Source organism: Delftia sp. 11MD, assembly GCF_050907895.1.
Taxonomy (GTDB): Bacteria; Pseudomonadota; Gammaproteobacteria; order Burkholderiales; family Burkholderiaceae_C; genus Comamonas; species Comamonas tsuruhatensis.
Genome location: NZ_CP194333.1, coordinates 5,210,936 through 5,227,476 on the forward strand (window position 1 = coordinate 5,210,936; position 16,541 = coordinate 5,227,476).

Consider the following 16,541-nt stretch of genomic DNA (forward strand, 5'->3'; position numbering starts at 1 on the left):
CCAAACCAAGACCAAATTTTTCGGAGACAACTGAAGTGAATGTGAAACGCCGTTTTCTGACCGCCGCAGCCGCAGGCCTGTGCCTGTCCGCCGTGATGCCCGCCGCCCATGCGCAGGCCCCCGAGGCCAACTGGCCCAGCAAGCCCATCCGCTGGATCGTTCCCTTCCCGCCGGGCGGCGCCATGGACGCCATCGCGCGCACCCTGGGCGAGAAGGCCGGCCGCACGCTGGGCCAGCCCTTCGTGATCGAGAACCGTCCCGGCGCCGGCGGCAACATCGGCGCCGACTTCGTGGCCAAGCAGCCCGGCGACGGCTACACGCTGATGATCACCTCCATCGGCATGGCCACCAACAAGCCGCTGTACCGCAAGCTCAGCTACGACCCGATCAAGGACTTCGCCCCCGTGGGCGTGCTGGCCGTGGTGCCCAACATCCTGGTCACCAACTCCACCCAGCCCAACGTCAAGAGCGTGGCCGACGTGGTGGCCGCCGCCAAGGCCTCGCCCGGCAAGCTGACCTATGCCTCGGCCGGCAACGGCACCTCCATCCACCTGGCGGGCGAAGTGTTCAACTCGCTGGCCGGCGTGGACATCCTGCACATCCCCTACAAGGGATCGGGCCCGGCCGTCTCCGACCTGCTGGGCGGACAGGTCAACTACATGTTCGACTCCATCACATCGGCGCGCCCGCACATCCAGTCGGGCAAGCTGCGCGCCCTGGCCGTGACCACGGCCAAGCGCTCGTCCAGCATGCCCGACGTGCCCACCATGGAAGAGGCCGGCATCAAGGGCTACGAAGTCTCGCCCTGGTTCGCCGTCTTCATGCCCGCCAGCACGCCGCCAGCCATCGTCAAGAAGCTCAACCAGGTCTTCGTGGCAGAGATGAAGCAGCCCGACGTGCTCGAACGCTTCAAGGCCATCGGCGCCGAAGTCGTGGGCTCCACGCCCGAGGAAGCGGCCAGGCACCTGCAGGCCGAGTCCGTGCGCTGGACCAAGGTGATCACGGAGCGCAACATCAGCATGGACTGAGCGCTTCTCTTTTCCAGGACATCCCATAAAACCACGAGGAGACAAACATGTCCGAACTGTCCCAGGACCAGCTGCTGAATCTGGTCAACAGCAAGCAGATCGCCCCTGGCAGCGACCGCGTGCGGGCGCTGACCCAGCGCATCGTCAGCGACCTGTTCCACACCATCGACGAGATGGATGTCACGCCCGACGAGTTCTGGGCCGCCGTGGACTGGCTGGGCCGCCTGGGGAGCAGCGGCCAGCTGGGCCTGATCACGGCAGGCCTGGGCTTCGACCGGCTGCTGGACATCCGCAGCGACGAGGCCGATGCGCGTGCCGGCCGTGCGGGCGGCACGCCGCGCGCCATCGAAGGCCCGCTGTTCGTGGCCGGTGCACCGCTGTCGCAAGCGGAGGCGCGCCTGGACGAGGGCGAACCCCAGGGCGAGGTCTTCGTGATGGAAGGACGGGTGCTGGATCTTGACGGCCGGCCTCTGCCGCATGCGCTCATCGATGTCTGGCATGCCAATGTCCAGGGCGGCTACTCGCACTTCTTCCCGGGCATGAAGCCCTACGAGCTGCGCCGCCGCATAGAAGCCGACGACCAGGGCCGCTACCGCTTTCGCAGCTATGTGCCGCCCGGCTACTCCATACCGCCGGACAGCCCCACCTCGGAACTGTTCGACGCGCTGGGACGCCACGGCCATCGACCCGCCCACATCCACTTCCTCGTGGTTGCACCCGGCATGCGCACGCTGACCACCCAGGTCAACCTGCCCGGCGATACCTACCTGGACGACGACTTCGCCTTCGCCACGCGCGACGGCCTGATCGTCGAGCTGGAGCGCGGCGTGGCGCCGGCCGGCTATGAGTCGCTGGGCGTGAACGCGCCTGTCGTCCGCACGCGCTTCGACTTCGTGCTGCAGCCCGCAGTCAGCGAAGGCGAGTCCTTGCCGCTGACACGCATGGAGCGTGTGCGCGCCTGAGGCTCCGCCACCTTCCGGGGCCTTCCGGCCTGCCTTTTTTTTCGCTTCGTCCGTTCCACAGCAGGCCGCCCCTTGGAGTGCGGCCTGCTTCACCGTATCCGCTTCCCACACCATGTCCAGCCTGCATCGCATCGCCGCAACCCTGCTGACCGCCACCGTGGCCCTCGTGCCCGCCCTGGGCCACGCCCAGGCTCCGGCAGCCTTTCCTTCCAAGCCGGTGAACATCGTCGTGCCCTACGCGGCCGGCGGCCCCGTGGACAACCTGGCACGCGCGCTGGCCACGCGCCTGAACAAGGTCTGGTCGCAACCCGTGGTCATCCTCAACCGCACAGGCGCCAACGAGATCATCGGGGCCGAGTACGTGGCCAAGAGCGCACCCGACGGCTACACGCTGTTCGCCGCAACCGAAGCGTCGCTGACCATGAACCCGCACCTGTACAGGAAGCTGCCCTACAACCCGCAAAAGGACTTCGCCCCCATCTCCCGCCTGATCAGCGTGCCCATGGTCTTCTTCGTGCCCCAGAGCTCCAAGGCCGGCACGCTGCAGGAGTTCATCGCTCAGGCACGCCAGGCAGGCAAGACCAAACCGCTGACCTATGGCTCATCGGGCGCGGGCGGCATCGTGCACCTGCCGCTGGCCATGTTCGCCAAGCAGGAAGGGCTGGAGATGGTGCACGTGCCCTACAAGGGCGCCGCACCGCTGATCCCCGAAGTCATCGCCGGCCAGATCGACGCAGCGGTGCTGGGCGTGTCGGTGATCGAGCAGCACATCAAGTCGGGCAAGCTCAAGGCCCTGGCCGTTTCCTCGGAGACACGCAGCATCGCCCTGCCGGATGTGCCCACCTTCAAGGAAGCCGGCGTGCGCGACATCCAGGCTGTCTTCAACATCGGTCTGCTGGCACCGGCTGGAACGCCGGCGCCCCTGGTGGAGAAGATCGCCGCCGATGTGCGCCGCGTGCTGCTGGAGCCCGAATTCCGCAAGACCCAGGTGGACGCGTTCTCCTACGTGGCCGTGGCCTCCAGCCCCGCCGAATACCGCGACTTCCTGGCGCGCGACTACCAGGTGCAGGGCGAGCGCGTGCGCACCTCGGGCGCCTCGCTGGATTGAGCCGGACGGAGTCCGTTCAGCTCTGGACTGCGGTGCGCTTGGCAACCACGTGCACCGCAGCCGCAGGCCTGCGCCCCCAGTTCATCAGCGCCGTGCCGGCCACGGCCATGCCGCCGCCCAGCACGATGCTGGCATCGATGCTCTCGCCCAGCCACAGCGCCGACAGCGCCACGCCGATCACGGGCACCAGCGTGATGTAGCCCGAGGCCGCACCCGCGCCCAGCGCCTTGACGCCGTCGAAGTACCAGGCATAGGCAAGCGCCGTGGCGCCGAAGGCCAGGAAGGCCAGCGCGCTCCAGGCGGTTGCGTTGCCAAGCACGGCAGCCTGCAGGCCGGCCGGCCCTTCCACAACCAGGCTGGCCACCAGCAGCATGGCCGCGCCCATGGTCGAGGTCACGGCCGTGGCCGACAGCGCATCCACGCCCGTGAGCAGCCAGCGGCCGATCAGGGTGTAGGTCACCCAGCACACCACGCAGCCCAGGATCAGCAGCTCTCCGGCGCCCACCGATCCCTGCAGCAGCGCCAGCGGCTGGCCATGCGAGATCACCACCACGGCGCCGCAGGCCGCCAGGGCCATGCCCAGGGCAATGGTGCGGTTGAGCCGCTCGCCGAACAGCCAGACCGCCAGCGCCAGCGTGAGCACGGGGTTGAGCGTGATCACCAGGGCCGCCTTGCCGGCCGGCACATGCTGCAGCCCCATGAGGAAGAAGGCCGCATAGCCGAACACGCCCGTGGCGCCGGCGGCCGCCATGCCCAGCCAGCGTTTGGCACTCCATTGCCGCAGGCCCGCCATGCCACCGGCCCAGTACAGCCAGGGCAGCAGCACGGCTGCGGCCAGCAGGAAGCGCAGGCTGGCGGCTGCCAGCGGCGGCATGTTCTGTGCCACCACGCGGCCCGCAGGCCAGGAAGCGCCCCACAGCAGGGCCATGCCGACAAGCCGCAGGTGGGGACCGAAGAAGCGTTGAAAATTCATGGCGCGTACTATGTGCTCATATCGATTCATAGACAAATGAGCGAATGCTCATGACCTGGATAACGTGATCCCATGACCTTCACCCAGCTCGAAGTGTTCGCGGCGCTGGCCCGCGCCGGCAGTTTCTCGCGCGCGGCCGCTCTGCTGGGCATTACCCAGAGCGCCGTCAGCCATGCCCTGCGCGCGCTGGAAGGCGAGCTGCAGGTTCAGCTGGTGCGGCGCGAAGGCCCCCACTCCCCGCTGACCGACGCAGGCACGCGGCTGCTGCAGCGCGCCAACGACATCCTCCAGCAAAAGGAGGCCTTGCGGCAGGAGGCCGATGCCGAGCGCGGCATGGCGCGCGGCACGCTGCGCGTGGCCTCGTTCGGCGCCACCTCTTCACTGCGGCTGCTGCCCCCGCTGATCACCGAGTACCGGCGCCGCCAGCCCGCCGTGCTGGTGCAGATCGACGAGCAAAACGACGACACCGTGGTCAAGTGGCTGCTGGAGCGGCGCGTGGAGATCGGCTTCGTCGTGCTGCCCGACGAGCGCTTCGAGACCGTGCCCCTGGTGGAAGACGAACTGGTGGCGCTGCTGCCCGCCGCGCACCGGCTGGCGGCCCAGCGCAGCATCCGCGCCGCCGACCTGCAGGGCGAGGCCTTTGTGCGCACCTCGGCCGGGTCGGGCGCGCACATCGACCGCTTCCTGGCCGAGGCCGGCGCCCAGCCTGCGGCCATCTACCACTTCGAGCAGATGTCCTCCATGCAGGGCTTCGTGGCCCAGGGCCACGCCATCGCCATTGCCGCACGCCTGGCCGTGCCCGAGCAGGCGCCCGAAGGCATGGTCTACCGCAGCCTCGCGCCCCGCCAGCGCCGCGTCACCGGCCTGGCCGTGCGCAGCATGGAACGGCTGTCGCCGGCCGCTGCCGGCTTTGTGGAGCTGGCGCGGGAGATGGCGAAGAAGAAGCGGTTTGGCTAAGCCTGCGCCGCCGACGGCAAGGTCAGCGGATGCAGCACCAGCGCCTCACGCACGATGGGCTTGAGCGCCTGCGCCTCGTCGGGACTGGCCAGCACGCGGGCCAGTTCGGCGCGCATGCGGGGCTCCCAGAATTTGCGGATGTGTTCGGCAATGCCCTGCAGGGCCTCGTCGCGCTCGGGCATGGCCTCGAAGAACTCGCCGATGCGGTTGGCCATGCGGACCAGGTTGGCGCTGTCCATCACTTGCCTCCCGCCACGGCCATGCTGCCTGCCTGCGCGGCATGCAGCAGGCCGATCTGCTCTTCATGCATGCGCGCAAAGCCGCGCTGCCAGTCGGACGGCTGGGCGTGCTGAGGGACGGGCAGCACCTGCACGGCCGTGACCTTGTATTCGGGGCAGTTGGTGGCCCAGTCCGAGCTGTCGGTGGTGATGACGTTGGCGCCCGATTCGGGAAAGTGGAAGGTGGTGTAGACCACGCCGGGCTGTATGCGCTCGGTGACGGTGGCGCGCAGCACGGTCTCGCCCGCGCGGCTGGCGATGCCGACCCAGTCTCCGTCGCGTATGCCGCGGTCCTCGGCGTCATGCGGATGGATTTCCAGCCGGTCCTCGCTGTGCCAGTGGCTGTTGTGCGTGCGCCGGGTCTGGGCACCCACGTTGTACTGCGACAGGATGCGGCCCGTGGTCAGCAACAGCGGAAAGCGCTGGGTGACCTTCTCGTCGGTGGCCACGTACTGGGTGATGATGAAGCGGCCCTTGCCGCGCACGAAGCGGTCCCTGTGCATGATGGAAGTGCCGGCCTCTTCGGTGCTGTCATTGCAGGGCCATTGCACGCTGCCCAGCCGGTCGATCTTGTCGTAGTTCACGCCCGCGAAGCTGGGCGTGAGCGCGGCGATCTCGGCCATGATCTCGCTCGGGTGCGTGTAGTGCATGGCATAGCCCAGCGCATTGGCCAGCAGCTGGGTGACCTCCCAATCGGCATAGCCGGCCAGCGGCGCCATGACCTTGCGCACGCGCGAGATGCGGCGCTCGGCATTGGTGAAGGTGCCGTCCTTTTCGAGGAAAGAGGCGCCCGGCAGGAAGACATGGGCGTACTTGGCGGTTTCGTTGAGGAAGATGTCCTGCACCACCACGCATTCCATGGCCGAGAGCGCGGCCGTCACATGCTGGGTGTTGGGGTCGGACTGCACGATGTCCTCGCCCTCGCAGTACAGGCCCATGAAGCTGCCGGCCAGGGCCGCCTCGAACATGTTGGGAATGCGCAGGCCGGGCTCGGGGCTGAGCGCCACGCCCCAGGCCCCCTCGAACTCGGCGCGCACCGTGCTGTCCGAGATGTGGCGGTAGCCGGGCAGCTCATGCGGGAAGGAGCCCATGTCGCAGGAGCCCTGCACGTTGTTCTGGCCGCGCAGCGGGTTCACGCCCACGCCCTCGCGGCCCACGTTGCCCGTGGCCATGGCCAGGTTGGCGATGCCCATGACCATGGTCGAGCCCTGCGCATGCTCGGTCACGCCCAGGCCGTAGTAGATGGCCGCGTTGACGGGGCGGCCCGCTGGGTGGTCCTCGGCGCCCAGCGCATACAGGCGCGCGGCGCCGCGCACGAGTTCGGGAGCGACCCCGGTGACCTCGGCCATGGCCTCGGGCGAGTTCTCGGGCCGGGCCACGAATTCCTTCCACTGCGCGAAGGACTTGGCATCGCAGCGCTCGGCGATGTAGTCCTCGGCCAGCCAGCCTTCGGTGACGATGACATGGGCCAGCGAGGTGATCATGGCCACGTTGGTGCCGGGCCGCAGTTGCAGGTGGTAGTCGGCGCGGATGTGGGGCGACTTGACGAGCTCGATCTCGCGCGGGTCGATGACGATGAGCTTGGCGCCCGCACGCCAGCCGTCGCCGCGCAGGCGCTTTTTCATGCGCGAGCCGAACACCGGGTGCGCGGCCGTGGGATTGGCGCCGATGACCATGACCACGTCCGTGTGCTCGATGGACTTGAAGGTCTGCGTGCCGGCCGAGGTGCCATAGGTCTGGCCCAGGCCATAGCCCGTGGGCGAGTGGCACACGCGCGCGCAGGTATCGACGTTGTTGTTGCCGAAGGCCGTGCGCACCAGCTTTTGCACCAGGTAGGCCTCTTCGTTGGTGCAGCGCGAGGAGGTGATGCCGCCAATCGAATCCTTGCCATGCTTGGCCTGGATGCGGCGGAACTCGCTGGCCGTGTGGGCAATGGCCTCTTCCCAGCTCACTTCGCGCCAGGGGTCGGTGATCTTCGCGCGGACCATGGGCCGGGTGATGCGGTCCTTGTGCGTGGCATAGCCCCAGGCAAAGCGGCCCTTGACGCAGGCATGGCCCTCGTTGGCCTGGCCGTCCTTCCAGGGCACCATGCGCACGACCTGCTCGCCCTTCATCTCGGCCTTGAAGCCGCAGCCCACGCCGCAGTAGGCGCAGGTGGTGATGGCGCTGTGCCCGGCCTGGCCCAGCTCGGTCACGGTCTTTTCCTGCAGCGTGGCCGTGGGGCAGGCCTGCACGCAGGCGCCGCAGCTGACGCAGTCGCTGTCCATGAAGCTGCCGCCCTGCCCCGCCGTGACGCGCGAGTCGAACCCCCGGCCCGAGATGGTCAGCGCAAAGGTGCCCTGCGTCTCCTCGCAGGCGCGCACGCAGCGGTTGCAGACGATGCACTTGCTGGGGTCGTAGCTGAAGTACGGGTTGGAGACATCGACCTCGGCGCGCGCCTGGCCCTTGAAATGGTTGGCGCCGTCGAAGCCGTAGCGCACCTCGCGCAGGCCCACGGTGCCGGCCATGTCCTGCAGTTCGCAGTCGCCGTTGGCGCTGCAGGTCAGGCAGTCCAGCGGATGGTCGGAGATGTACAGCTCCATCACGCCGCGGCGCAGCTCCTGCAGTTGCGGGCTTTGCGTGCGCACCTTCATGCCCGGCTCGGCCGGCGTGGTGCACGAGGCCGGAAAGCCCTTGCGGCCTTCGATCTGCACCAGACACAGGCGGCAGGAGCCGAAGGGCTCCAGGCTGTCGGTGGCGCACAGCTTGGGCACGCTGACGCCGCCTTCCATGGCAGCGCGCATCAGCGAGGTGCCCTCGGGAACGCAGACCTCGCGTCCGTCGATCTCCAGGGTGATCAGGCGTTCGGACGGGCTGGCGGGTGTGCCCCAGTCGGCTTGCTTCAAATGGTCGAGCATGGTGTTCTCCGGTCAGGCAGCCGTTGCGGCCGTGGTGGACTCGATGCCGAAGTCCTGGGGGTAGTGGGTCAGCGCCGAGCGCACGGGATACGGCGTCATCCCGCCCATGGCGCACATGGAGCCGTGCTGCATGGTGTCGCACAGGTTCTCCAGCAGGGCCACCTGGCTGGCGTGGGCGGCAGGGTCGCCGCCGGCACGCACGATGCGGTCGATGACCTCCACTCCGCGCGTGGAGCCGATGCGGCAGGGCGTGCACTTGCCGCAGGACTCGATGGCGCAGAACTCCATGGCGTAGCGCGCCAGCTGCGCCATGTCGGCCGTGTCGTCATGCACGACGATGCCGCCGTGCCCCACCACATTGCCCTTGGCGGCATAGGCCTCGTAGTCCAGCGGCGCATCCCAGTCGGCCGGCGCCACATAGCTGCCCAGCGGGCCGCCCACCTGCACGGCCTTGACGGTGCGGCCGGTGGCCGTGCCGCCGCCGAAGTCTTCCACCAGCTCGCGCAGGCTCAGGCCGAAGGCCTTTTCCACCAGGCCGCCGCGCGCGATGTTGCCGGCCAGCTGGAACGGCAGCGTGCCGCGCGAGCGGCCCATGCCGAAGCCCTGGTAGAAGGCCGCGCCGCGCGCCAGGATCAGCGGCACCGTGGCCAGCGTGATCACGTTGTTGATCACCGTGGGCCGGCCCCACAGCCCCTCGATGGCCGGCAGCGGCGGCTTGGCGCGCACAATGCCGCGCCGCCCCTCGATGCTCTCCAGCATGGCCGTTTCCTCGCCGCAGACATAGCTGCCCGCGCCCTTGCGCACCTCCATGTGGAAGGCCCGCCCGCTGCCGGCCACGTTGCGGCCCAGCCAGCCTGCGGCCTCGGCACGCGCAATGGCTTCGCGCAGGGTGGCGATGGCATGCGGATACTCGCTGCGCACATAGACCAGGCCCTGCGTGGCGCCCACGGCCAGGCCAGCGATGGCCATGCCTTCGATCAGCGTGTAGGGATCGCCCTCCATCAGCAGCCGGTCGGCAAAGGTGCCCGAGTCGCCTTCGTCGGCATTGCAGGCAATGTACTTTTGCGGCCCCGCTGCGGCGGCCACGGTCTTCCACTTGATGCCGGCCGGAAACGCCGCACCGCCACGGCCGCGCAGGCCCGAATCCAGCACCTCCTGCACGATGGCCGCGGGCTCCATGCGCGCCGCGCGCTCCAGCCCCTGCCAGCCGCCATGGGATGCGTAGTCGGACAGGTTCAGCGGATCGATGACGCCCACGCGCGCAAAGGTCAGGCGCTCCTGGCGCGCCAGGTAGGCAATGGCCTCGGTCAGTCCATGGCACAGCGCATGGCTGCCGCCCTGCAGCATTCCGGCATCGATCATGCCCGGCACCGCATCGGCCGTGACCGGGCCGTAGGCCATGCGGCCTTCGGGCGTCTCGACTTCCACCAGGGTCTCCAGCCACAGCAGGCCGCGCGAGCCGTTGCGCACGATCTGCACCTGAAGGCCGCGCGCCGCGCACTCGCGCTGCAGGGCGCCGGCCACGGCGTCAGCGCCCACGGCCAGCGCGGCGGCATCGCGGGGCACATAGACGCGCACGCCGGGGCCTGCCCCTGCTCCTGCCTCTGCCCCTGCATGCGCAGGATGGGCCACCGGCTCGCCGGCCTGCTCCGGCTGGCGGCATTGCGCGATGAGTGCATCCAGGCCGTTAGCCGTGACATGCGCATGGGGATGGCCATCGAGCATCACGGCAGGCGATGACGCGCACAGGCCCAGGCAGTAGACCGGCTCCAGCGTGACGGCGCCATCGGCACTGGTTGCATGCCCATGCCCATGCCCGTGCCCACTCGATCCGCAGCCCAGCGCCTGGCCTGCGTGGGCCAGCAGCGCGTCCGCACCGCGCGACTGGCAGGCCTCGGCGCGGCAGACCTGCAGCACATGGCGGCCCGCTGGCGTGCTGCGGAAATGGGGGTAGTAGGAGATGACGCCATGCACCTCGGCACGCGAGAGGTTCAGCGCATCGGCGATGCGCGGCACGGCGGCTTCGGGGATATGGCCCAGCATGTCCTGCACGGCGTGCAGCAACTCGATCAGGGGGCCGGGGCGCCGGGCATGGACGGCAATGGCGTGCTCGACGGCCTCGCGCTCATGGACGCCGAGTGCGCTGCCGGCAACAGCGGCATTGAGGACGGCAATGGGAATGATCTTCCCTTGTGTGGCTGGCATGGGTGTCCCTGCTGGCTTTCGTTGTGGGGAGCGGCGCGGTCCGGTCCGCTGGCGCTTTGTCTCTCATGCCATTTCAAGGCCTGCCGGGCAAGCCGTCAAATTCAAACGGATGATTGCGCCATTCAATCGGCAAATGAGCCGCCGGGCAGTGCTGCGCCTGCTGCCCCGGGTCTTGCGGATGCCGCAGCCAGCGCGGGTTTGCGCCACTTGGCAAATGCGCCCGGCTTGTCGCAAATCACACGGTATTTGGTGTGAATTTTGATAAGCTCACGCGCACCATGAACCACCAGCCATCAGCCATGACGCCACAGGATGGCTATCATTTTTCAGACCAGATCGGCCACCTGCTGCGGCGTGTCTATCAGCGCCACACTGCACTCTTCCAGCAATACATTCCCGACTCGCAGCTCACCGCCGCGCAATTCGTGGTGCTGTGCTCCGTGCGCGACAACAGCGGCAGCTCGCTGGCCGACATCGTCAAGGCCACCGTGATCGACCAGGCCACCATCCGCGGCGTGGTGGACCGGCTCAAGCAGCGCGAACTGGTGCAGGTGGACCATGACCGCATCGACCGCCGCAAGGTCGTCATCAACCTCACCGAGGCCGGCCAGGACCTGGTGCGCGACATGGAGCCCTTCGCCAAGCAGATCACCGAAAGCACCTACGGCAAGCTCAATCCGGCCGAGCGCCTGGCGCTGGATTTTTTGCTCAAGAAGATGCTGGAAGGTGGCGAGGCCGACTGAGCCGTTGCAGCCTCCCCAAAAACAAAGGCCAGAAGGACAAATCCTTCTGGCCTTTTTGCTGAACCGACCTTTCAGTCAGCTCAGGCCGTCATCAATCCAGCGCCCGGTTGCGCGATTCCACATCCACGGCCCAGATCGACAGGGCGCCGCCCACCAGCATGGCAGACAGCACGGCCAGCGCCAGGGTGAAGTGGGTGGCCATGATGGGCGCAATGATGGCCGGGGCGAACAGGCCGCCGAAGCGCGCCACGGCGCCGGCCATGCCCATGCCGCTGGCACGCAGGTCGGTGGGGTAGACCTCGGGGGTGAAGGCGTACAGCGCGCCCCAGGTGCCCAGCAGCGAGAAGCTCATCAGCAGGGTGGAGCCGATGACCACGAAGGGCGACGAGCCCAGGCTGTAGAACATGCAGCCGACGGCGCTGAGCAGCAAAAAGCCGATCAGCGTGGGCTTGCGCCCCCAGCGCTCCACGCCATAGGCCGACAGCGCAAAGCCGGGCAGTTGCACCAGGGCCAGCACCACCAGGAAGACCTGGCCGCGCATGAAGGCGAAGCCCTCGCTGCTGAGCTTGACGGGCAGGTAGACGAAGACACCGTAGTAGGCGATGGAGATCAGCGCCCAGGCCAGGAACAGCGAGAGGCTGCGGCGGCGCAGGCCGCCGTTGAACAGCGCGAGGATGGACTTGCGCTCCTGCTTTTCAGGCTGCAGGGCGGGGATTTCCGCGTTGGTGCCGTTGACCTTGGCCACCCGCTGCAGCACCTTGCGCGCCTCTTCGGACTTGCCGTTGCGGTTGAGGAACATGGGCGACTCGGGGATGTAGAAGCGCAGCACCACGCCGATCAGCGCCGGCAGTCCGGTCACGAAGAAGATCACGCGCCAGGCATCGTCACCCCAGGACACGGCCACCAGCGCCAGGATGGCCAGGAAGATGGTGCCCACGGCCCAGAACGATTCCAGCAGCACCAGCCAGCGGCCGCGGCGGTCGCTGGGCAGGAACTCGGCCATCATGGTGTAGTCCACGGGCAGCGTGCCGCCCACGCCGATGCCGGTGATGAAGCGCAGCACCAGCAGCCAGGCGAACTCGGGCGCAAAGGCCGAGGCCACGCCCGCAAAGGCATCGATCACCACGGCCATCATCAGCACCGGGCGGCGCCCGATGCGGTCGGCCAGGCGGCCGAAGACGAAGGCACCGATCAGCATGCCGATGAAGAAGAAGGTGCCGGTCTGCAGCGCCTCGGGCACGGTCTTGCCGAAGGTCTTGGCAATGGACGGCGCGCTGAAGCCGATGGACAGCACCTGCATGGCGTCGGCCAGCCAGACCAGCCCGAAGATGACGAACAGCCGATATTGGAACTTGCCGACACCCGCTGTCTGGATGCCTTTTTCCACCGAAATGTATGTAGATGACATGCAGGGACTCCTTTTCTAGCCATCGCAATTGTTGAATCTGTCTTTTCCCAGGCAAGGCCGTTCAGCTTGTGTTGCCGTCTCCTGCCGTGCCTTCCACCCTTCACACATCCGGAGCGAACCGCTCCCTCGGCGCCATCTCCATGGCCCGATGAAAAATTTCCGGATGTCGGTCTCTGCATCCGGGCGATGGGCGCATTGCGGACAGGCTGCACATCGACAGCGCCGTCCGTTGTTGCCCATCACCCGTCCCCAGCATCAGATGTCAGGACCCAGGCCCTGGAGAGATTCCAGGGCAAGGTGTCCATATCCGCGGCATCGCCCATGCCGCCGCCCATTGCTGCCCATTGCCGCCCTCAGTGCGCATGCGCCTGTGCCTGCATGCGCAGCCGGTTAATCGTCTTCGTGTCGTCTGGCCAAGCTTTTTCCTCCGGTGCAAATCGTTCGCGCAAATATCCGAGCAGGTCCGCGATCTGCCTGTCGTCCAGGCTGTCCCCGAAGCCGGGCATGTAGCCCAGCGCATCGTCGGCCGGCGCCTGTATGCCGTTCAGGATCACCTGGACCAGGTTGTCGGGGCTGGCCGCATGTAGGTTGGTGTTCAGGGCCAGCAGCGGCTTGACGCCGAACAATGTGGGACCGCTGCCCGCCTCATGGCAGACCGCGCAGGCGTTCTGGTAGATGCGCTCGCCATTGGCGTGGCGGTCCAGGGCCCTGGCAGGTGGGGCCGCAGGCGCTGCCGCCTGCACGGCGGCCGGCGCCGGTGGCGACATAGCCGGGGCGGCCTGGGAAGCCTGAGGGGCCTGGCCCGGCAGTTCCATCAGATAGGTGGCCATGGCGCGCACATCGGCTTCTGGCAACTGGGCCAGGCCGTGGATGACGGGCGCCATGGGGCCTGCCGCCACGCCGTGGCGGGCCGAGAAGCCGGTGCGCAGGTACTGGTACAGCTCTTCGCGGCTCCAGGGCAGCTTGCCGCCGGCCAGTTGATTGAGCGCGGGCGCCGTCCAGCCTTCGGCCTCGCCGCCGCCCAGGTAGTGGATGCCGGTCTTTTCGGCACCCAGCGCATTGCGCGGCGAGTGGCAGGCCGCGCAGTGGCCCGCGCCTTCGACCAGGTAGGCGCCCCGGTTCCATTCGGCGCTGCGCGCAGGGTCGGCCTTGAAGGGCGTGGCGTCGTGGAACAGCAGGTTCCAGCCCGCCATGGCCGGGCGCAGGTTGTAGGGGAAGGCCAGCTGCGTCTCGGGCGCCTTGGCCTTCACGGCGGGCTGGGACATCAGGTAGCCGTAGAGGGCCTGCAGGTCGCCATCGCTGAGCTTGGCGAAGGCCGTGTACGGGAAGGCCGGATACAGCTGGCGCCCATCCTGGTGGATGCCGTGGCGCATGGCGCGCTCGAAGGCCGCGTAGGACCAGCGGCCGATGCCGGTTTCGTTGTCGGGCGTGATGTTGGTGGAGTAGATGGTGCCGAACGGCGTCTCCAGCCCGAAGCCGCCGGCATTGGCCGCGCCGCCCGGGGCCGTGTGGCAGACCACGCAGTCGCCCGCAGCCGCCACCAGGCGGCCGCGCTCCAGGGCCTGCGGCGAGTACAGGGACACATCGGGCCCGTCGGTCAGCGGCAGGGCCGGCTTCAGCGGCCAGGCCATGGCGGCCATGCCGGCAAGGCCTGCGGCGCCTGCGGCCAGCCAGCCCCAGCCACGGCCGGGCCGCGCCGCACCGAGCTTGCCGGCGCCCTCGCCCGCCAGGGCCAGGCGCAGCTGCTCGGGCTGGAAGGGCACTTCGCGCAGGCGCACGCCTGTCGCATGGTGAATGGCGTTGGCAATGGCGGCGGCGGCGGGCAGCGTGGCCACGCCATCCAGCGCCAGATTGCCCTGGCGGATGACCGCGACATCGCCGGGCGCATGCTGCGCCAGGTCGGAGCCGGGCTTGGCGATCACGTCGAAAGAAGCAGCGGAAGCTGTGGACCCTGCCCAGTCGTCAAAAGCGGGGGCCGCGCCCAGCAGCCGGCGCGCGTCGGCCAGCAGTTGCGGGTCCTGCTGGACGATCTCGGGCCGCGTGCTGGCGGCCTGCGCCGCCTGCAGGCTGCGGCTGTCATGGCCGGCCACGACGCGGGTCACTTCGATCTCGCCCGTTTGCGGGTGCACGGCCACCTCGGCCACCCAGGCGCTCCAGGCATGGAGATCGGCGCCCTGCGCATCCAGGGTCTGCAGCTGGGCGGTGGCAAAGCCCCGGCCCAGCAGGCGGCCGTCGGCGCCCTGATGGGATGGTGCCTGCTGCGATGCCTGCGCACGCTCGGCCACCTCCTGCGCCAGATCGCGCACCGGGCCTTCGGGCAGGTGCTGCAGCCGCCATTGCAGCGGATCACGGCCCTGGTCCAGCGCCTGCTCATGCCAGTGGCTTTCGCGGGCAAAGACCTGGGCGGCATTCAGATCATCGACGCCGGCATGCCGCAGGCTGGCGGCCAGCCTGCGTTCATGCACTTCGCCGGCATCGAGCACGGTGGCCAGGGCCGCGGCGCGCGCCAGCTCGGGCTGGCTCAACAGGCGCGCCATGCTGGGGCGCACGGCCCAGGGCGTGTCGGACAGCAGCAGGTCTGGCTGCGGCGATGCATTGCCCGGCTGAGGCTGCACCACCGTGTCGGCTTCAAGCCCTTGCGAAGGCTGCGCATCCACGCGCAGCACCAGCTCCCGGCTGTCTGCGCTGCCCGCAGCAGTCCAGGCCTCGCAGGCCACGCTGACGGGCCGGCCCACGGCCTGGGACAGCAGGGCCGCATCGGCCGCTGCGTCCATGAGATCCAGCACATGCGGGGTGACGGCCGCCGTGGCCGGCAGGCTGAACAGCCGCAGCGCGGACTCGGGGCATTGCAGCAATGCGGCCAGTTCGCGGCCGATCATCTGCCGCACGTCGGCGTCACAGGGCGGCAGCCAGACGCTGGCATGGCCGTCCAGGCACCACACGGCTGCGCGTGCGGCACCCTCGCAAGACACGGGCGCCGCCATGCGCCAGACATAGCGGCCGGCATCGGGCAGGTCGGCCTTGTCAGCCTTGTCGGCTCTGTCGGCTCTGTCGGCTCTGTCGGCAGCACGGGGCGCGCTGGCGGCCCTGGCTTCCTGCCGGTCGTCCCAGGCAGGGGCCAGGCTGGCAGCGGCCTGCCGGGCATGGACAGGCGCCACGGCCACCACGCCCAGAAAATGCCCGCGCTGCACCGCGGCCACCACGCCGGCCATGGCCTGGGCTTCCTGCAGCCGTGCATGCAGGGGCACGCTGCCCCGGTAGCGCAGACCGTCCCAGGCCGCGACGGGCGGGCGCAGCGCCAGGCCGTGCAGCAGGTCGGAAGGCAGGGCGGGGGTGTGACCAGCCTGGCTCATGGCTGGACCTCGCCCGCGCTGGAAGATGGAAAACCGGGGGGCGCCTGCAGCGCGGCGCGTTGCGCACGCAGCTGCACGGCGCGCAGGGCGGCCTGCATGATTTCCACATGCGTGCCGCAGCGGCACAGGTTGTGGTGCAGCTCGTTGCGCAGTTCCTGCTCGGTGGGATTGGGGTTGCGGCGCAGCAGGGCCTCCACGGTCATGATCATGCCGTTGAGGCAGTAGCCGCACTGGGCCGCCTGGCAGTCGATGAAGGCCTGCTGCGTGGGGCCGGGGCACTGGCGCGAGCCCAGGCCTTCCAGCGTGGTGACCTCGCGGCCCACGGCCGCCCGCACGGGGATCACGCAGGAACGCGCGGCCACGCCATCGATCAGCACCGTGCAGGCGCCGCATTCGCCCAGGCCGCAGCCGTACTTGGGCCCGTTCAGCTCCAGGTCATTGCGCAGCACATGCAGCAGCGCCGTCCCGGGCGCTGCCGGCACCTCGCATGCGCGTGCATTGACCTGCAGGCGGATGGGGTGGGGGGTACTGCTTGGATGGACTGGGGTTCCCATGGGACGAGGCTCTTGCAACTTGGCTGCGGTTCAGGATGTCGGCGTTCTGCGGCCGGACAGGAGTGGGGGGATTCC

12 protein-coding genes are annotated in these 16,541 nt (G+C 68.8%); 5 read left to right on the forward strand and 7 right to left on the reverse strand.

Annotated elements, in window-relative coordinates; all coding sequences use genetic code 11:
- Nucleotides 1–35 precede the first annotated feature (35 nt).
- The 3 genes from ACRSCF_RS23845 (at nucleotide 36) to ACRSCF_RS23855 (ending at nucleotide 3,098) form a co-directional block, all read left to right on the forward strand.
- Nucleotides 36–1,028, forward strand: a complete 993-nt coding sequence (locus tag ACRSCF_RS23845) for a Bug family tripartite tricarboxylate transporter substrate binding protein (protein WP_046984479.1) — start codon at nucleotides 36–38, stop codon at nucleotides 1,026–1,028.
- A 47-nt stretch (nucleotides 1,029–1,075) separates the two neighbouring features.
- Nucleotides 1,076–1,990, forward strand: coding sequence for a dioxygenase (locus tag ACRSCF_RS23850; protein WP_034366102.1), 915 nt, complete (start codon nucleotides 1,076–1,078; stop codon nucleotides 1,988–1,990).
- Between the two features lie 112 nt (nucleotides 1,991–2,102).
- The gene (locus tag ACRSCF_RS23855; RefSeq protein ID WP_012203791.1) at nucleotides 2,103–3,098 is read left to right on the forward strand and encodes a Bug family tripartite tricarboxylate transporter substrate binding protein; all 996 of its coding nucleotides are present in this window, start codon (nucleotides 2,103–2,105) and stop codon (nucleotides 3,096–3,098) included.
- 16 nt (nucleotides 3,099–3,114) lie between these two features.
- Here the strand turns inward: ACRSCF_RS23855 and ACRSCF_RS23860 are convergent, their stop codons facing one another.
- A complete protein-coding gene (locus ACRSCF_RS23860) occupies nucleotides 3,115–4,071 on the reverse strand; it encodes a DMT family transporter (protein WP_034366100.1) in 957 nt (318 codons plus the stop codon).
- Between the two features lie 72 nt (nucleotides 4,072–4,143).
- Here ACRSCF_RS23860 and ACRSCF_RS23865 point away from each other — a divergent pair, with 72 nt between their 5' ends.
- On the forward strand, nucleotides 4,144–5,028 hold the full coding sequence (locus tag ACRSCF_RS23865) for a LysR family transcriptional regulator (RefSeq protein WP_244387235.1): 885 nt from the start codon (nucleotides 4,144–4,146) through the stop codon (nucleotides 5,026–5,028).
- Here ACRSCF_RS23865 and ACRSCF_RS23870 read toward each other — a convergent pair.
- Genes ACRSCF_RS23870 through ACRSCF_RS23880 form a run of 3 tightly spaced genes read right to left on the reverse strand, consistent with a single transcriptional unit; the run spans nucleotide 5,025 to nucleotide 10,408 of the window.
- Complete coding sequence (locus ACRSCF_RS23870; RefSeq protein ID WP_013803888.1) at nucleotides 5,025–5,267, reverse strand: formate dehydrogenase subunit delta; 243 nt, start codon at nucleotides 5,265–5,267, stop codon at nucleotides 5,025–5,027. The genes ACRSCF_RS23865 and ACRSCF_RS23870 overlap by 4 nt on opposite strands.
- Complete coding sequence (gene fdhF / locus ACRSCF_RS23875) at nucleotides 5,267–8,203, reverse strand: formate dehydrogenase subunit alpha (protein WP_244387236.1); 2,937 nt, start codon at nucleotides 8,201–8,203, stop codon at nucleotides 5,267–5,269. The genes ACRSCF_RS23870 and fdhF overlap by 1 nt, the downstream gene beginning before the upstream one ends.
- A 12-nt stretch (nucleotides 8,204–8,215) precedes the next feature.
- The gene (locus ACRSCF_RS23880; RefSeq protein ID WP_244387237.1) at nucleotides 8,216–10,408 is read right to left on the reverse strand and encodes a formate dehydrogenase subunit gamma; all 2,193 of its coding nucleotides are present in this window, start codon (nucleotides 10,406–10,408) and stop codon (nucleotides 8,216–8,218) included.
- A gap of 299 nt (nucleotides 10,409–10,707) precedes the next feature.
- Here ACRSCF_RS23880 and ACRSCF_RS23885 point away from each other — a divergent pair, with 299 nt between their 5' ends.
- Nucleotides 10,708–11,151 (forward strand): MarR family winged helix-turn-helix transcriptional regulator, encoded by a 444-nt coding sequence (locus tag ACRSCF_RS23885; RefSeq protein WP_016449026.1) that lies wholly within the window; start codon nucleotides 10,708–10,710, stop codon nucleotides 11,149–11,151.
- Nucleotides 11,152–11,242: 91 nt separating this feature from the next.
- On the opposite strand, the gene ACRSCF_RS23890 is transcribed toward ACRSCF_RS23885, so the two are convergent.
- From ACRSCF_RS23890 to ACRSCF_RS23900, 3 genes are all read right to left on the reverse strand, one after another.
- Nucleotides 11,243–12,559 carry an MFS transporter gene (locus ACRSCF_RS23890; RefSeq protein WP_061288248.1) on the reverse strand — a complete coding sequence of 439 codons (1,317 nt, stop codon included), beginning with the start codon at nucleotides 12,557–12,559 and terminating at the stop codon, nucleotides 11,243–11,245.
- 353 nt (nucleotides 12,560–12,912) lie between these two features.
- Entirely contained in the window at nucleotides 12,913–15,912 is a 3,000-nt protein-coding gene (locus ACRSCF_RS23895) for a cytochrome c (RefSeq protein ID WP_244387239.1), read from the reverse strand.
- Complete coding sequence (locus ACRSCF_RS23900) at nucleotides 15,909–16,466, reverse strand: (2Fe-2S)-binding protein (RefSeq protein ID WP_046985986.1); 558 nt, start codon at nucleotides 16,464–16,466, stop codon at nucleotides 15,909–15,911. Before ACRSCF_RS23900 ends, ACRSCF_RS23895 begins: the two co-directional genes overlap by 4 nt.
- Nucleotides 16,467–16,541 lie beyond the last annotated feature (75 nt).